This window comes from Bradyrhizobium sp. C-145, assembly GCF_023375135.1.
GTDB classification, from domain to species: Bacteria; Pseudomonadota; Alphaproteobacteria; order Rhizobiales; family Xanthobacteraceae; genus Bradyrhizobium; species Bradyrhizobium zhanjiangense.
This window is the reverse complement of sequence record NZ_CP088150.1, coordinates 1,510,652-1,528,311: the sequence shown is the minus strand read 5'-3', so window position 1 is coordinate 1,528,311 and position 17,660 is coordinate 1,510,652. Positions and strand designations below refer to the sequence as shown.

Here is a 17,660-nt window from a genome sequence, read left to right as displayed (position 1 = left end):
CGCGCTGGCAGGTCCACCTAGTGGGAAACCGTGATCACAGACTGCCCTGGCCGAGCAATGAGCGAGCGCGCAATGGCGACCAAATCGGCGCGCAAAGGCGAATGCCCCGCGATCGGAATTAGACAATTTTAGAAGACAGTCGAATTCGAAGACATTCATGCGATGCCTTCTTCGAGGATCGTAGCTGATTGACCTATCTCTTGGTTGCGCACAAGACGCGGCATGGCGGCGATAAGGCTCTTGGTATATTCAGACTGTGGATTGCGAAATATCTCTTCAGTGGCGCCACTATCGACGATTCTCCCCCGGCGCATAACTATGATGCGATCGCTGATGTGACGAACAACACTGAGGTCATGCGAGATGAAGAGATAACTTACGCCGACGTGGTCCTTCAGATAGCCGAGCAGGTCCAAGACCTGGGCCTGGATCGAGACGTCGAGCGCCGAAACCGGCTCGTCGCAGACGATTACGGCAGGATTTGGTGCGATCGCGCGGGCGATTGCAACGCGCTGGCGCTGACCGCCCGAGAGCTCGAGCGGTCGTCGGTCCAGCAAAGCCTGGGATAGCCCGACCAGATCGAGCAGCTCGATAACGCGCTCCTGCCGCTTGCGCCGTGTCTCAACGTCGCTCGGAAAGCTGTCGGATATGATGCGTCCGACCGTCCAACGTGGATCAAACGAGCCAAGAGGATCCTGGTAAATGATCGATAGCGACCGCCGCCGAGCCCGCCGTTCGCGCTCGGCGAGCGTGGTCCAAGGCCGGCCTGCAAACTGAACGGTTCCCTCGTCAGGCTCCTCGAGCGCCAGGACCATGCGCGCCATCGTTGACTTTCCTGATCCGGACTCACCCACGATGCCCAAAGTCTCGCCGGACCGCAGTTCGAAGGAGACGCCATCCACAGCCGCCCGTAAAGTGCCATCCGGACCCTTGAAGCGCTTCACCAGACTTGTCGCTTCGAGCAGGATGGGACGAGAATTCGGCAGCGATTGCACGGGTGGCTGCGTTTGCCGGCCAGGCGAACGCACAATAGTCGATGGTGAGAGGCGTGAGCCGCGCGGCCGGCCTGATGGCACGGCGTCCAGCAGCTGACGAGTATAGGGATGTCGCGGATCTTTGAATATCTGGGCTGCGGTCCCACGTTCGACGACCTCGCCTCCTCGCATGACGAGGATCTCATCCGCCACGCGGGAGACCACTGCCAGATCGTGACTGATCAGGATCAGAGCCTTGCCCCTCGTTTTGGTCACCTCGAGCAGTGTCAGCACATGAGCTTGCGCCGTCACGTCGAGAGCGGTAGTCGGCTCGTCGGCGATAAGGATGCGTGGATCGAGCGCAAGTGCTGCAGCGATGAGAGCCCGTTGACGCTGGCCGCCGGATAATTGATGCGGCAGCTGCTGGGCTTTGGTCTCGGGCTCAGGGACACCGACGAGCTTAAGGAGAGCAATGACGCGCTGCGCGAGCTCCTCGCGAGATGATACCGCACCATGGAGAAGCAAGCCTTCACTAATCTCTTTGCCGATCCGGCGAAGCGGGTCAAGCGAGACGAGTGCATCTTGTGATACAAAGCCAATCTCGTTGCCGCGGATGCGCCGCCAGGCACGATCGTTCAGGCCGATCAGGTCCGTCCCATCGAAGCTCAGCTGGCGTGCATGGACATCGGCGTGGCGACCAGCGAGGCCTACGAGAGCCCGCGCAGTCACGCTCTTGCCTGAGCCGGATTCACCGACGATCGCAAGGCACCGTCCCGCTCGGAGGGAGAAGGACATACTGCGCACAACCGCTTTCTCGGCGATGTCGCGCCCGAAGGAAACACGCAGCGAATCGACCGTGAGGAGGTCTGCCTCCTGCGAGACAGGCTTGGGACGAACCTGCAACATTCACCTTTTTCCTTCCAGACGGTCCTGTAGATGGCGCCCGATGATGGTGACGCTGAGGGCAAACGCCGTCACCGCCAGACCGGGTATGATCTCTACCCACCAGGCGTAGATCACATAATTGCGCCCGGCATTGAGCAGCGCGCCCCATTCAGGGGCCGGGGGAGCGACGCCAAGACCTAGAAAGGCAAGACCGGAGGCCCAGATAATCGCCTGACCCACGCCGATCGTCATCATTGCTGTCAGCGGGTTCATGGCGTTGGGAAGAATATGCCTCCAGACGATACGGGGAAATGGATGGCCCAGCACCTTGGCGGCCTCCACATAGCCTGTCCCTTTGATGGAAAGCATCTGGCCTCTGATCATGCGCGCATAGCCTGGCGCTGTGCCGATTCCGACAGCTATGACTTCAGTCAATACCGACGGCCCAAAAACGGTCACGAACACAAGGGCGAGCAAGAGCGTGGGAATTGCGAAGAGCACGTCGACAATCCGGCTGAGGATGCTGTCGAATACGCCACCAGAAAGTGCGGCGGCAACGCCGAAAACGATCGCAATGGACATGCTCAGCGCCGTCGCGCCAAGTCCGATGGCCAGGGATTGGCCTGCCCCCTCGACTACTCGAGAGTAAAGATCTCGACCCAATTGATCAGTTCCCAACCAATGGGCGATCGACGGAGACTGCAATGACGATCTCAAATCAATAGCGAGCGGATCGTGCGTCTGCAGCACCTTTGGCGCGATAGCCGCGAGGGCAAAGAGGCCAATGATGATGAGACAGACGGCAACTCGGAAGGGAACATGGCGGACGATTGCCAGGAGTTCTCTGAGCGGCCGAGACACCGTGACTTCGGCGAACATGCTCATGTCAACTTGATCCTCGGATCGACCACCCGGTAAGTCAGATCGACAATCATACTGGCAACAACGAATAGGCCCGCAGAGATCAAAACAGCTCCCGAGACAATCGGAACGTCTCGCGATGACGTTGCAGCGACAAGGACTCCACCTAGGCCTTGACGGGCGAAAACCACCTCGATCAAAATCGCGCCCGAAAGAAGTTTGCCGAGCGCCCAACCTGTTAAAGTAATGCCGGGCAATGCGGCGTGGCGGAGGACATGGCAAAGCCTGACGCCGAAATCACTCATACCTCGGGCCCGCGCGGACGTAACGAACGGCTGCTCGAGCACGCGCGTGAACTCATTCTGAACGACTTGTCCGAAAAAGCCCGACAGTTCAAGAGCCAACGCAAGTGTCGGCAGAACGAGCCCGATCGGCGAATTTCCACCGATCACCGGAAAAATGCGCAGCTTTACCGCAAAGACAACCAGCAGAATTGTGGCTAGCCAGTAAGGCGGCACGGTTGCCAAAAAGACTTGCGTGTCATTGAGCAGCTTCGACCATATGTTGTCTCTGCCGGCGATGAACAAGGTTGTCAGGATTGCGATAATCCATGCGATCAGCAGCGCGGCGATCGCCAGAATGATCGTGGGGCCAATCTGTTCCGCGATGATCCCTGCGACAGGCCGATGCTGCTGGTACGATTCGCCCAGGTCTCCATGCAAGATTCGCCATATGTATTTGCCGTATTGAACCGCGAGCGGTTGATCAAAGCCGTATTTCGCATTGATCGCTGCAAGCTCTGCCGACGACGCCGGCCCGACGTTGCCACTCGTCACATTGATGATGATCTGGGCGCGATCGCCAGGCAGCACACACTGAATTACGAACGCAAAAGTTGCGGCAGCCCACACCACGACTACGCCGGACAGTATCCGGCGCGCGAACCAAACAATGGGATGATGGACTACCATCTTCACGGCGTCATTTCTTGTCGTCGAAATGAGCGTCATAGAAGACAGGTTCGCCAACTGACCCGCGGTCCAGCCAAACGTCTTTCAAGTTCGGCTTGGTCGCCAAAGTTACGTCCAGCACCGTCAGGCCAATCACAGGAGCGTCGTCCACGATCTTCCGCTCCGCTTGCTGATAGAGGGCGGTTCGTTCAGCCCGATTGGATTCCTGCTCCGCCTTTTGGATCACCTCCCAAAGCGTCGGATCCTGGAACCGCGATGGATTGAAGCGATTGGGCTCGCCATTCTGGTCCGGCTTCCACGAAATTCGGAATATCTCAGCGCCGGGTGCAACCCAATAGAGAAGCACGACTTCATAATCATCGGGGCCGAGGTTTTTTCCGGCGAAGAAATCAGCCGGATTGGTGGGTTGAAGACGTACGTCAAAACCGGCCGCCCGTGCCTGCTGCTGGATAGCTTGCAAGGCTTGCTCGCCATCTGGCTTCAGAAAAGCGTTCGAATAGGAAATGCGCACGATGAGCGGATTGCCGTTCTTGACACGAACGCCGTTAGGATTACGCTCAGTCCAACCCGCCTGATCAAGCAGCTGATTGGTTTTCCGAATATCGTACGCATAGGAGTGCCCGAGCTCACGCAGGTATTCCGGCGAGCTCTGACTTAGCGCACCGTTGCCTTCAAATGGCAAAGAGCCAAGGAAGGATGTGTCGACCGCGGCCTTTCGGTCAGTAGAATAGGCAAAGGCCTTGCGGACGAGCACGTCGTCAAATGGGGGCCGGGCCGTATACAACGCCAGACGCAGAGGGGTGCCGCCGGTAAGGTGCCGCAATACTGGAAAGCGGGAATTGGCGTCCTTCCATGCGATAGCCGGGATATCGTATATGGCATCGGTCTCCCCCGTGATCAGCGAGCCGTATCGGACAGTCTGATCTGGCAGAAACTTCCAGCTGATCCCGTCAACGTAAGCCGGTCCTTGATGTTTCGCGGTGGCGGGCGCCGAATTGTAATCGGGGTTGCGGCGGAAGGTGACTTCCTGCCCATGGTGCCACTTGTCGACAATGAATGGACCTGAGCCGACAGGGTTCTCGCAATTCACCGCAAGTCCACGTTTGAGCGCGGATGGCGAGAGAATGCCTTGTGAGGATTGGGCGAACACGTTCAGCAAGGGTTGGAATGGCACCTTCAAGGTTACCTCCAACCTCAGAGGAGCGATTGCCCTTGCCGATTCGAAGCTATCGCTAAGATAAGGAGCGGCAGTCGGATTACGAAGATCGGGGTCGTTGCTGAGCCATCCGTTGATATTGTCAGCGATGGCCTGCGCATCGAGAGGAGTCCCATCCGTGAACTTCACATTCGGCTTTATCTCGAATGTGTATACCTTTTTGTCGTCGGAGATTGTCCATGACTCGGCCAGCCATGGCACAATCTTGCCATTCTCGCTGCGGGCAACCAGATTATCGCTGTACTGGCGTTGCAGATACCATTGCTGCACCCATCCTCCGAACAGGCACGCCGGCTCTTGAAAATGCCCGTAACGAATAACGCCTCCTCGCTTGTCGTTGCCGGCCGACGCCTCTTGGGCATGGCCGCTGTGCGCGAACTGTGACAGGCTTTGGAGGACGAACAGGCTAACCGCCACTTTTCTTCCGCGATGGGTCGACTGGCGGGTGAAACGCCTCGATGATTGCGCATCCGATACAGACATATCCAAGCTCCAGGGCAATGAATGCGGACGGGAGAATGCAGCGTCAGACCGCTGACGTACTCGCCGTGCTTGCCGGTTCGATGTGGAGGGAAACCCCCAAATGCTCGCGCAATGTCTCTCCCCGATATTCTGTGCGAAACAGACCGCGCTTCTGGAGGAGGGGCACGACATGGTCGACAAAGGCCGCGGTGCCGTCGGCCAGCACGTCCGGAATGATGTTGAAACCATCAACCGCGCCAACGCGGAACCAGGCCTCAATCGAATCAGCGATCTGCTCGGGCGCGCCCACGAGCAAGCGGTGGCCAAAAGCTTGAACGCTGCTGATGATCTCGCGAACCGTCCGGCCTTGACGCGCCAGAGTTTCGATCGTGCGATGGTGACCGACAGAAAACGGAACGTTATCTGCATCGGGCAAAATCTCTTCCGGGATGGGCCTATCGAGGCTGAGCTTCTCGATCGCCACGCCCATGCTTCGTGCAAGAGCGGCGACGGCGCGCTCTAGATCGAGCAACTCGTCGAGTTGCTCTTTGCGACGAGCCGCCTCTTCTTCGGTTCCGCCGATACAGGTGACGAGACCTGGGAGGATGAGCGGAGCCGCAGGGCGGCCGAATTGACGAGAGACAGCACGTAGGCGCTCGGCTTCCTGCAGCGCCGTTGTCAAGTCCCCGGCTGCCGCAAACACGACATCTGCACTGCGGGCACCAAGCCGTAATCCGGGATCCGAACCGCCCGCTTGAACGATGACTGGATGACCTTGAGGCGAAGCGGGATGTGTAAGCGGGCCTCGGATGCCAAAACTATTCGTATTAGGGTCGAGCAGCCGGAACTGACTCTGATCTGCGTAAACTCCCGCAGCCTGGTCGGCGATGATCATCTCGCCACTCCAGCTCAGCCAGAGAGCACGGACGGTTTCAACAAAGTCCTCAGCGCGTCGGTAGCGATCCGCTCGTGCGACCTCTTGACCGCCAAAGTTCGCCACCGTCGCGGGGCTCGACGTCGTGACCGCGTTCCACGCGACGCGGCCACCGCTGATGACATCGAGCGATTGGAAACGCCGGGCGAGATTGTATGGCTCATTGTAGGTTGTCGATGCGGTGGCGATCAGCCCAATCCGCTCCGTTTCGCGGGCGATCACAGTGAGAACCAGCGTAGGTTCGAGCCCATTGAGCGGCGGCTGGTGCGTAATGTCGGAATTTATCGCGGGGGTATCGGCGAGGAATACGGCATCCAGCAGACCGTGCTCCGCAAGCTTCGCAGCCCGGACGTAGTGCTCGATATCAAAAAACGCGCTTGGATTTGTGCCCGGCCAGCGCCACGCGGCAGAGTGACCGCCAGCACCATGGAGATTTAAGCCGATATGGAGCATAGGGTTGACCGAAGACATCACACCCCCGAATGCAGCGGCCTCTTAGCCGCTCGGTACGTCTTAATAATCGGACCTTTGCCAGCGGTCTCGGCGACCACCCTGCTCTTTCTCAAAGGTCCGCCCTGAATGCCCGCGAACAGCCATATTGAGGAGGCTAACAACAAGCCACTCATTGGTGTGAGAGGGATATCACCAAAGACGCCGTGGCTACCTCTTGGCACCTTCTCGCAGCGGACGAGGCGCAGAAGGCCTTCGACCGCGACGCATGCCCAATGGCGCCCAGGTGCGTCCAACTCAATTCCGACGCTGAGCTGTTTCAAAACGGGTGCCTTCATATTGGCTCTCCACAGCTCATCAGATGCCCCGCCACTTTCTCTGGAATGCGCTTTGGGCGCATCGTCGCGATCACAAACGCATGGACTCCGCTCCGACGCGAGCGCGCGTCACGAAAGGATGTGTAGAGGTTGAAAGCAGCCAAACGCAATAGTTGAGTATTCCATTCTACTCTCCTCACTTGGCATCCTCTTCTCTGGCGATGTCTCTATCCTCTTCGTTCGAGAGGGTGGTCGCCGATAGGCTCACGGATGACACCGATGCCTACGATCGCACCCGCTTCAATTTGCAGGACGGGCTCGAAACCGAGCGACATAAATTGATGCGTTCGAGAACACATCAGACATTCGGCGCGACAGTGTTGATCAGCAGCTTAGCTGCCGACTTTGGCAAATAAGCGCAGCCGGCAAGCTTACGCTCGGAAACTATCAAATAATGCGATGAAACACTCGAAATTCGCGATGCTCGCTGTAAGACAAAGCCTGGCTAAAAAGGGCTCGGCCAGCATTTGCCGGGCGACTATGTAGGTCGCAGAACGGAGGAGTTGCCCGGATCTCTGCGTGCACGTCAAGGAGCGCCAACTTCGAGGAGGTGGTGACGAGACTTCATCGTCAGGAACGGAAGCGGTAGTGACCGGGGGACCGCGGCGCCAGTGATACACCGATGAAAATCCGAAAGCGTGACTTGCCTCCAATACGGTCAGTGGATTGGTCTGCGCCTGCAAACGAGCACCGCTGGGCACGACGCATGTAGCCGTGGGCACCCCAATGTCCGCGATCGTGCCCCCCAGCCGCAAGGCAATCCGCGGCGCACCGAATGCTGCGCTCCCTCTCTAGCAATTACCTGCTCCGGCATGTGAAAGGACCAGACAGAATGACGGCATACGCGAGGGTTACAAGACTTACGCGCAGCCGATCCTGGCGGCCGGATATTGGAGATAACCACGACCGCAGGATGCATTGTCCGATGCTCTTATCCCCCAGGACAAATTCGCCGATCGAAGGATGCAGCGCGCTCGAAGAAGGCACTAGCCCCGCCCTAGTTCGTTCCTCGGGTCATGTCAGGTTTTGGAAAGCTAACGTTCGTAGCGACGGAACTAGAGAGCGATGTCAACGGACGGGACCATGGACCGACTCACCGAACTCAACCCAGCCGATAAAATTTCGCTGCATCCGATGCCACCGTGCAACAGCCGCAACAGCAGCAAGCGGAGTTTGAGCAGCATCTGGGAGAGGCGCGACAGGTCGGCCCGATATACCCCCATAGGGACCTTTATGATGTCACGGAGGAAGACGATCGCCTCATCCAAGCAGCGTCCGGTGCTGCCCTCGCGCGCGGGCAGCGGCCGAGTGCAACCAGCGTCAGTATTTATGATCGTCGACTTCGCAAATTGGCTGAGGCACTGAAGCAGTCTGGCCAGTCCATTGCTGGGCTCGATTGAGCATCGCCGGCCCTCAACGGTGCAACGAGCGAACTGATGCAAGTTCGTGCAGCCTGGCCATCCCCGACGAAAAAACGGCCAGAAACGATCTGGCCGTCGTCACTATCGAGACTATCGTGTGATGGCGTGCGATGCCGTCCACACCGCTAAAGGATCAAAGGCCAACGCGCATTCACGCCCGGCGCAATGCCTTTCGTCTACCAGATGAACCTTGCCCCATCAGGCAGTTCGCAGATGAATTCGCCCTGGTTCACGAGTTCGGTGGTGCCGACGACAAGCTTGGAGGCTCGCACGGTAAGCTTTCCTTCGCGGCTGAGGCTGTGGCGAATGTATTCGGTCACGGCATGTCCAGAGCTATCCACCGTTTGGTGCGCATTTGCAAAGCTGATGCCGTTCTGGGCGGATACCCTGAAGGCATTGATGACCAACCCGGCCTGCGTCGCAGGCCCGGGCTTGCCGCCCTCGGCGGTAGTACAGCGGTTCATATCCAGTATGAGTTTCACGCTCTTGCCCGTCTGCAGGGCATTGAGCACCTCGGCGTATTTCGGTGAGGTCTCATCGGCTCTGGCCACCGAGCTCACGGTTGTCGCAGAAAGCACGGACAATAGGATCAACAGGGCTCTGCCAGTTAAGTTCATATGCTCTTCTCCCTCCATAGGAACTACAGGTCGCGTAAGCGCAACGTCACAAGAGCGGTTGTCGCAAGCCGCTTGGCGGATCACAGACATCAAGCGTCGTCGCACTTCGAACAAGACAATCGGTCGCAATCAGACGCAAGTGGTTGTGACAGCTATTCCGACGTCACAACATCGTAGGTCAGGTTTGCTGAATTCGCCTCCTCGCGAGCATCATCGTGCGAAATGATTCATCGAGCAGAGCCATTAGAAACACAACAGAAACGGCACCGGTATCCGCCGCCTGAACGACAGGGCCGGACTAGGCTTGCACGAACCTCGCGCCGCGGTAACAGGTCCGTGCAGTCAAGGCAGCTGACCCTCATCTAAAACAAACAGCAGCATTTTCGCGCCCGTCAGCTTCTCGAAAGCTGTCTTTGCAAAGAAATGGTCACCGGCAACTACTTTGGGGAAAACGGATGAACATCGATCCACGGAATGCCGCAGAGGCTTCTGTTTACGGTCAAGATGCACTGCCGCAGCCGCACCAGGTAGATCGGCAAGCAGACGAACTGAGCGTACACGCCAGTTCACCGGTGCGGCTGCCGGCCGATCAAGCAGACTTTGAAGACCAGCTACATGGTCTGCATTTGGTTCACCAAACATCGGATCCCTCTGTCGGATCATCGAGTGCGCCGAATGAGCGGTGCCGCAAACCAATCACTATCCAGCCGCATCATTTGTCAGCGCGCGCGCCCAGCTTGCCGCAACGCTCACGGGCGCAACGCTTGAAGCGCTCAAAAACGAGATAGCCCTGGCCGAACAGCAATCAGCACGATGGGCGTCAGCAACCGCAGCGGGGGGCGACAGTGTCGACCGAGACCGCATTTTCGACAATGTAGCGGCATCGGCATATCTCAAGCTGCATCGTTCCCAGAACCAGGACAGCGATTGCAAACCGAGCGCGGAAGCCAGCACGTGTGCAATATCACATGTCCGTAACACGGCGCGGGATCATTCTTCCATTGGAGATCCTCTGGAGCGATATGCCATGGACCTGGCGCGCCAGGCTGGATGGCATATGCGCGGTAAGACAACAGCTTCTCCATTCGTGTCGTTGGTCGAAGACCCCTCAAAACTCACCGTTTCGCGTGACCACTGGGCGAGAGCGATCGCCAACAATGCGAACACGCTGCACACCTACGCCGTACCGAGGTCCGCGGTCTGGACGCCCGACGACGTACTGAGCAGTATTGGCCTTGGAATGAATGTGGAGGATCAGGACAACATCGATGCGGATGTGGATTTGATGTGCTCGCTGGGCAGAACGCCGACCCGTGAGACCGAGCGCTTGTTCCTGGGCGGCAATTTGGACAGCTACCGAACCGCCAGCGAAGCAAATCCCTACAAGCGGCAGACTGGAGACTAATGATTAAACAACTGGCGACCGCGCCATTCTCGCACGTTCCTTGATGTTCACCAAGACCACCACCCTAAGGAACGGTCGTCCCAGCGGCGCCGCTTCCCGAACGACGATAATGGCTTCGCGAATAATGTCCAGATCAACCCATCCATTGACCTGCTGCAAGGCACGAAGGCGCGCCCACATCCCAAGAGGTACCCGACGCTCTGGAGGAGACACTCGCACCATTATTTGCTCTTCCACGGCTCTCATTGGAGTGCTGCGGCCTCGCCCGCATCGATCCAATTGCCGCCGACACATTTGGCAGGAAGTTCGGATGACGTGAGCCACCAAGGCGGATCATCGATCCCTTCGGCAGCTCGACCTGCCATCGACCGCGCGATCAATCAAAAGAGCTCGGGTGCGATCGCATCAACGGATCAGGTCAATGGAGTATCGCTCAGCGGCAAGGCATGCGCGTCGCACAATGGCCTATTCGCTACCTGGATGCGTTCCATCAAAACAATCGATTTTGCCGAATCGCCTAAAAGCCCCATAGTCGATCGCGATCTATGGAGGCAGCATTCAAGAATGTCGTGTGGCAATCGATTCTTTTTTCAGTCCCTTGCCGGTCAAATCGGCTTGCGCGCTCGGGCGTCTGCATCACAGACGTTAGCTCCCGCGCGTCACATAGAAGCATCACGCCGCTCGCCACCGTCTTCTTGCTAAATTGGCACGTATGAGGTCGATCGGACGACCGTGACCGTCACGCCTTAAGGCCTAGCAAAGACGAGTGCCTTCACACACTGTCATCGGCTTTGGCTCAAGCTACGCCTTAATTGGACCGACGAAATGCTCATGACATTGGCGAGAGGGACGAGCGTTACGCACAGGTCGATCGTCTGGTCCGGACTGTGTCGTCATCGCCTCAGAATGCTTGCGAGTTCGAGAGCACTGCTACAACCAGCAGTCAAGGGCACTTGAATCTCACCTAGCGTCAGATTGTAGGATTTCCGACAGTCCCGCGACACAGAACCCGCTCGCGTGAACTCTTCCTGACAGGGAGCAAGAATTGCGAACGTCTCAAAAGCACAATGCTCCGCCGCTCCGCCTCGTCACGCTGCTGGACTGCTCCTCTCCAGGGCCAGCGTCCGACATCGCCTATGTGCAGATCGGAGGATGCAGCACCGATCCCCTCGCAAGTGAATCAAGATGCGGCGCGCGAGCAGAACGCTGGCGGTCGGTATCTCGCCCTTGCCGGGCACACGCCAACTCCAAACTCGAGAACCGATCATTCTGGCGCCGTGCACCCCGTGAGACGAAATGGTGCTGGTGTAGCCAGCTGGATCTATGCGCGATGGCAACACCGTGCAGCTCGATGCGGCGGTCAGCTTTCGCTGGGCTGCGGCGTACCAGGGAGCGACGGAACTTCAGGACGGTTGATGCCTTGCGCGCGAACAATTGGCTAGGGGGAGGGTGTTCTTCAAGCCGAGAGGGGCATTGATCGTTTCTGTCGTGCATCTCGGCCTGTGAAGCCATTGGCCAGATGCGTCGCGTGAAGTGTCTTCGAAAGCGGAAAGACTTGCATTGTCGTGACTGCACGACACGACGGGCTCAACAGGCCAGCAAGACCGACCGCGGACCAAGACGAATTGGGGAAGTTTCCAAATGTCGGTTTCGCTCATCTGTTCAGCCACAAATCCGATCGTCTCCCGCGCTTTGGTCTCGATTGCGCGGTTTGGCGCTGTTCGCACAGCAGGCGTCGGCTCAGTGCATGCAAGAACGGCTGTGATCGGCCCACAGACGCGTCAGCGGGCTGCCGCGGCCTTCAGCCTTTCAAATGAAAGCAGATCTCTTGCTGGCATGAGGGGCATGTTGAGCGGCGCCGACGGCGTAAGCAGTCCGCGGCGGTCCGAGGTCGATCCGATGACGATGGACTCGCAGATATTGATCGCCTGTCAAAATGTTCCGCCCTCTCCTTTCGGGCTGTTCAAATTCACACCAAGGCAACCGCCTCTCAGTTCCATCGAGCCCCATGGTCAATCGTGACGCGCTCAGGTCTTGGCGTGGGTGGACGAGAGGCGACGAAATGCGAATTCTCCTGGTTGATCATCATGCGGACTTTGCCCGCGACGTGAAGGAAGCGCTCTTAAGTTGCGGCTTCGCCGTCGACGTGACACGCACGCTGGACGAGGCGGCGGCCGCGCTCGATTGCGCGAACTACCACATGGTCCTGCTCGAATCGGCTTTGCCCGATGGAGACGGATTGGACTGGCTGAAGCAGTTGCGGCGCGAGGGACGGTCAATGCCGGCCATGATGATGAGCAGTCTCAATGATCTCAGTCGGCGGATTGCGATTTTCAATGCTGGCGCGGATGATTTTCTGCCCAAGCCGGTGTCTATCGACGAACTCATTGCTCGCATGCGAGCTATTTTGCGACGGTCAACGCAGATGACGGCACCGGTGGTGACATTCGGAAATCTGCATTTCGATCCGATCGCGAGACAAGTCTCGGTCGGTGGTCGAATCCTGAGAATTGCGCGCCGCGAAGTGTGCATTCTTGAACATCTGCTCAACCGCGCGGGCCGTACCGTGCCGCGCGCATCGCTCGAAGATAGCTTGTATGCATTTGACGACGAGGTCTCGACCAATGCGCTGGAAGTCGGGATTTATCGCTTACGCACGCATTTGAGCCAGGCGGGTGCAACCCTCAGGATCAAGACCGCGCGCGGTGTCGGTTACACCCTCGAACTCATTGGCGCAGCATCGGCTGCCTAGCCGATCGAACCTGAAAGCAACATTCCCTTGAACGTCGTTAACAATGACGCCGGCGCTGATGAGCCGTCGATGGTCGCCAGCGGCTCGTACTATGCCGCTTTTCCCCGCCTCTGCTATGTCCTGTGCGCAGTCGCTCTGCTATTTCCGCTTGCTGTCACAGCTCAGACAAAGCGGGATGGCAAAGGAGAATCGCCACGTGCGGCGCCTGGCAGCACCACCGGCACGCTCAATCTTACCTCCTCACAGGGCAAGACAGTTCATCTGACCGGGCCGGCTGCGAGCATTTTTATTGCCGACCCGGCGATTGCGGATTATCAGGCGCCGTCGAACACCACGATTTTCGTGTTTGGCAAAAAGTCCGGACGGACGAGCCTGTTCGCCCTGAACGACAACGGAGAGGCTCTCGCCGAGCTGCGTGTTGTCGTTACCCAACCGATCGAGGATCTGCGGGCCGCGCTGAAGGCCGAGGTCGGCGACTATCCGATTCAGGTCAGCTATACCCCGCGCGGCGCGATCCTTAGCGGTATGGCGCCCAATGCCGATGTCGTCGAGACCGCCAGGAAGCTCACTGAGCAGTTTCTTGGGGCGGGCGCGCTGGTTGTCAACAAGATCCAGGTCGCGGGCTCGTTGCAGGTGAATCTCAGCGTACGGGTGGCAGAAGTCTCCCGCAGCGCTGTCAAGGATCTCAATATCAACTTCACCGCCTCGAGCCCAAACGGCGCTTTCCTTATCACCGGCAAAGGGGGCGGGTCCGGCGCGGCGGGCGGCGGCGGCACGATCGGGATCGGGTTTAGCGCCGGCAATACCAACCTGAGCGCTGTTCTCGACGCTCTCGCGAGTGAGCACCTCGCATCAATCCTGGCTGAGCCGAATCTGACGGCGATGTCCGGCGAAGCCGCAAGCTTCCTCGCCGGCGGCGAATTTCCCATTCCGGTGATGCAGGATAACCGGCAGGTTTCGGTCCAATTTCGCCAGTTCGGCGTGAGCCTCGAGTTCGTTCCGACGGTTCTCAACAATAATCAGATCAATGTCCGTGTGAAGCCCGAAGTCAGCGAACTGTCGAGCGAAGGCGAAGTCAAAATCAATGGCATGGCGGTCCCTGCCCTCTCGACTCGGCGGGCGAGCACCGTGGTCGAGCTGGCCAGCGGTCAGAGCTTTGCAATCGGCGGCCTCATCAGGCGCAACTTCAACACTGATATCAGCGAGTTTCCCTGGCTCGGCGATGTGCCGATCCTGGGTGCGCTTTTTCGCTCCTCATCGTTTCAAAAACGTGAAACCGAGCTGGTCATTATTGTCACGCCCTACATCGTGCGGCCCGGATCGAACCCGAACAAGATGAGTGCGCCAAGCGATCGCATCTCACCGCCCTCAGACGCGGGGCGAATTTTGACGAACACGGTGGCCCGGCCGCCGCGAGACCGCGATGCGCCTCGCGCCAGCGCACCAGGATTGACCGGCAGCGCCGGCTTTATTATCGAATGAGGATCGCCAAATGACTTTGCGACAATTGTGCCATTTGATTGGTATTGCGGCAACATTAGGCGGATGCGCAAATACTGCTTCGGTCCATTACGGACCGGCTGAACAAGCGATCCAGGTGGAGCAGAAGAGCAGTGTCTTGTTATTACAAAGCCTTCGCCGCCCCGAAACGCATCGGCTGCGGAGTTTCATAGCGACTGCCAGTCACGGCCGGCGGGATGCACTCCATCTCGATGTCACCGGCTCGCCGCGCCTCATCGCACAGGTGGCCCACGAGGTCCGGGCCATGGGTGTTGCCCCCTATAACATCCGCCTGTCTGCTTCCCCTCGCGATCTGCCCACCCGTTCCGGGGTAAGGATCGAGGCAATCACCTTCGAAGCCCATCCTCCGCCCTGTCCGTCGCTTTCCGTCGTCGGTCCTACTGTGAACGACAATTCGTTCGACCCGACGCTTGGCTGCTCGACCAGAAACAATCTGGCAACCATGGTCAATGACCCGCTCGATTTGCTGGACAATCGATCAATCATGACGAGCAATGGCGATCGTGCCGCCAACCCTGTTGCCAGTTACGGAACCTTGGCGCCCCGCAATAAGGGCAATGGCGACGACGGTGCCGGTAAGGGGGCAACGCCGGAAGCTGCGGGCGCGACGGCGAAGGACGCGCAGCCTGCTCGATAGCGGTGGCTTTCGATCACGTCGCCACGAGGCTGATCTAGACCAGCCCGGCGGCGTAGAGTGCTTTTGCGACCGACTCGAAATACTGCGAAGGAACCGGGTTGCCGAGCTTTGCTTTGCCGAACAGCTGACGCGCCAGGACATCGTCATCCACAATCGTGAGGCGCAGCGCGCGCGCCTCACCAAGCAGCTGTGAAGCAGCTTCGCCCTCGCCACGGCAGACTAAGACCGGCACCCCGGTCTCGCCGCGAACATAGCGCAGCCCAATCAACACTGTCGGGCCCTTCAAGATCAACGTGGCGCGATGGACGCCAAGAGGAGCCTCGTTCGCGGACTCCTGTCGCAGACGCCGGTGCTCGCGTTTCACTTGCGGATTGCCTTGCTGCTCCTTGTTCTCGCGCTTGGCCTCGGTTTCCGTCATGCGCATATCCTGCATGAACAACCAGCGCTGGATTAGAAGGTCAGCCAATCCGCCGACCAGAAACGCTCCAGCGGCAATCCCGGTCAACAGTTTGATCTCGGTGAAGACGAAGCCAAAACAGCCCATGCCGCAGACCGGCAGGTAGACCAGCGCTTTCCAGCTTGCGATGACGGTGAGAAAGAAGGTTGCACCAAGCAAAGCCACTTTAACCAACGTCTTGCTAAGCTCGATGGCCGAACGTTTCGAGACGATGCGCTTTAAGCCTTTGATGGGATCCAGGTTCTCGAGCTTTGGCTTGAGCGGCTCCGAAGCAAACATGAAACCGCCATTGGCCAGGATATTGGCCAGAAGGGCTGCCATCACGGCGGCGGCGAGCAAGGGCGCAACAGTTGCAATCGAAAGTTCTAGCAAGCCGCTGAGCGCTTGTGGCACCGCGCTCGTGAACGGCTGTTCCTGCAATTTGTCGACCAGTCGCACCGTTTCCTGCCACTTGTCTTCAATCGCACCTGCTCGCCACCAAAGGCAGCCGAAACCCGCACAGGCGCTGACGCCGCTCACTAGATCGGAGCTGCGCGCGCTTTGTCCCTTCTTGCGCGCATCGCGCAGCTTCTTGGGCGTCGGAGGAAGCTTTTTCTCCTCGCTCGTGCCGCTCATTTCAAGAGCTTCTTCAGATAATCGAGCATGTTGTTTGAGCTCAAGATTTCAGCTCCGGCATATTCAAGCAGATAGACGGTGTAGCTGACCATGATGACGCCGAAAGCGACATTCTTGATCATCGGGGAGAGATCATTCATCTTGAGCTGAGATGCGAAACGGCCGAGCATCATGACCGAGATATCGACCAGCAGCAGCAGGGCCAGCACCGGTCCGGCGACCAGCAGCGTCGTCAGCATGATGTGATCGAGAAGGGCCAGACATTCCATTGCCCCTTGCGCCGTCACGGCAGGCAGGAACTGATAAACGGGCCAGACCAGATAGCTGCCATAAAGGCCCTTCACCATCGTTTGCAGGCCGCCGACCAGAACGAAGATCGTAACCGCCGTAATGCCGAGAAAAAGCCCGGTCCCGGACGCTTGGCTGTGCGTGGCGGGATCCTCCTCCGCAACTTGGCTTGAAATTCCTCTTTGGGTATCGATGATGTCGCCGACTGCCTGGATGCTCCATAGTGGAATACTGAGCAGGATGCCGAGCATAAGGCCGACGAACACCTCCTTCAGGCCAAGCATGGTAACGCTGACCAGGCGCGTGTTCGGGTCCAGGGCCTGCAAGCCGAGCTTCACCTGCGCGAGGCATGGCAGACCGATCGCAATCGTCAGGCTTCCCCGAATCAGGCCGCTGATACGCGGCCGGGTAAAGACGGGAAGCACCAGCATGATGCCCAGGGCGCGGGCCGCGCTCAGACCGGTTGCGGCGACGAGCTCGACCGCGCTCTGGACGACAGCTTGCGCATCTGTGGGTGACAGGCCAGCCATCCAAGCTCTGCTAATATCTTGCTGTGAGTGCAGGAAATTCGCTGAAGATGCGCTCGGCTTGTTCGATCAGTGGAGCGCTGAGCACAGGACAAAACCCGGCGAGCACGGCGACGACGACCAGAAGCTTGACCGTCAGCGGCAAGGTTTGATCCTGGAGCTGGGTTGCCGCCTGGATCAGGCCAATGATCAATCCTGAGATGAGAGCTGCGAGCAGCGGCGGCAGAACCCAGATCATGAAAAGGACAAGCGATTGGCTCAAGTGCGTGAGGATGCTGGCTTCGTTCATC

General features: G+C 58.5%; 14 protein-coding genes. 4 read left to right on the top strand and 10 right to left on the bottom strand.

Translation table 11 applies throughout. The features are described from left to right. Nucleotides 1-155: 155 nt before the first annotated feature. The 7 genes from LRP30_RS07245 to LRP30_RS07215 form a co-directional block, all read right to left on the bottom strand. On the bottom strand, nt 156-1,880 hold the full coding sequence (locus LRP30_RS07245; RefSeq protein ID WP_249759836.1) for an ABC transporter ATP-binding protein: 1,725 nt from the start codon (nt 1,878-1,880) through the stop codon (nt 156-158). Next, entirely contained in the window at nt 1,881-2,744 is an 864-nt protein-coding gene (locus tag LRP30_RS07240; RefSeq protein WP_249759835.1) for an ABC transporter permease, read from the bottom strand. Further along, nucleotides 2,741-3,691 (bottom strand): ABC transporter permease, encoded by a 951-nt coding sequence (locus LRP30_RS07235; protein WP_249761717.1) that lies wholly within the window; start codon nt 3,689-3,691, stop codon nt 2,741-2,743. The genes LRP30_RS07240 and LRP30_RS07235 overlap by 4 nt, the downstream gene beginning before the upstream one ends. A gap of 10 nt (nt 3,692-3,701) precedes the next feature. Then, nucleotides 3,702-5,390, bottom strand: coding sequence for an ABC transporter substrate-binding protein (locus tag LRP30_RS07230; RefSeq protein ID WP_249759834.1), 1,689 nt, complete (start codon nt 5,388-5,390; stop codon nt 3,702-3,704). Nucleotides 5,391-5,433: 43 nt separating this feature from the next. Then, on the bottom strand, nt 5,434-6,774 hold the full coding sequence (locus LRP30_RS07225) for an NtaA/DmoA family FMN-dependent monooxygenase (RefSeq protein WP_249759833.1): 1,341 nt from the start codon (nt 6,772-6,774) through the stop codon (nt 5,434-5,436). A 1,953-nt stretch (nt 6,775-8,727) separates the two neighbouring features. Continuing rightward, entirely contained in the window at nt 8,728-9,168 is a 441-nt protein-coding gene (locus tag LRP30_RS07220) for a VirK family protein (RefSeq protein WP_249759832.1), read from the bottom strand. 342 nt (nt 9,169-9,510) lie between these two features. After that, entirely contained in the window at nt 9,511-9,810 is a 300-nt protein-coding gene (locus tag LRP30_RS07215; RefSeq protein WP_249759831.1) for a hypothetical protein, read from the bottom strand. Nucleotides 9,811-9,850: 40 nt separating this feature from the next. Here LRP30_RS07215 and LRP30_RS07210 point away from each other — a divergent pair, with 40 nt between their 5' ends. The 4 genes from LRP30_RS07210 to LRP30_RS07195 all read left to right on the top strand — a co-directional run bounded on the left by LRP30_RS07210 (nt 9,851) and on the right by LRP30_RS07195 (nt 15,483). Then, entirely contained in the window at nt 9,851-10,573 is a 723-nt protein-coding gene (locus LRP30_RS07210; protein ID WP_249759830.1) for a hypothetical protein, read from the top strand. A 2,062-nt stretch (nt 10,574-12,635) separates the two neighbouring features. Next, complete coding sequence (locus tag LRP30_RS07205) at nt 12,636-13,325, top strand: response regulator transcription factor (RefSeq protein WP_249759829.1); 690 nt, start codon at nt 12,636-12,638, stop codon at nt 13,323-13,325. A gap of 27 nt (nt 13,326-13,352) precedes the next feature. After that, nucleotides 13,353-14,807 (top strand): type II and III secretion system protein family protein, encoded by a 1,455-nt coding sequence (locus tag LRP30_RS07200; RefSeq protein ID WP_249759828.1) that lies wholly within the window; start codon nt 13,353-13,355, stop codon nt 14,805-14,807. Between the two features lie 10 nt (nt 14,808-14,817). After that, nucleotides 14,818-15,483 carry a CpaD family pilus assembly lipoprotein gene (locus LRP30_RS07195; protein WP_249759827.1) on the top strand — a complete coding sequence of 222 codons (666 nt, stop codon included), beginning with the start codon at nt 14,818-14,820 and terminating at the stop codon, nt 15,481-15,483. A 34-nt stretch (nt 15,484-15,517) separates the two neighbouring features. Here LRP30_RS07195 and LRP30_RS07190 read toward each other — a convergent pair whose 3' ends face one another. From LRP30_RS07190 to LRP30_RS07180, 3 genes are read right to left on the bottom strand one after another with little or no spacing between them, the layout of a single operon-like run. After that, on the bottom strand, nt 15,518-16,555 hold the full coding sequence (locus tag LRP30_RS07190) for an EscU/YscU/HrcU family type III secretion system export apparatus switch protein (RefSeq protein ID WP_249759826.1): 1,038 nt from the start codon (nt 16,553-16,555) through the stop codon (nt 15,518-15,520). Then, nucleotides 16,552-17,373 (bottom strand): type III secretion system export apparatus subunit SctT, encoded by an 822-nt coding sequence (gene sctT / locus LRP30_RS07185; RefSeq protein WP_249759825.1) that lies wholly within the window; start codon nt 17,371-17,373, stop codon nt 16,552-16,554. The genes LRP30_RS07190 and sctT overlap by 4 nt, the downstream gene beginning before the upstream one ends. A 10-nt stretch (nt 17,374-17,383) precedes the next feature. Beyond that, nucleotides 17,384-17,659: a flagellar biosynthetic protein FliQ gene (locus LRP30_RS07180; RefSeq protein ID WP_249759824.1), complete on the bottom strand. Its 276-nt coding sequence runs from the start codon at nt 17,657-17,659 to the stop codon at nt 17,384-17,386. Nucleotide 17,660: the final 1 nt, after the last annotated feature.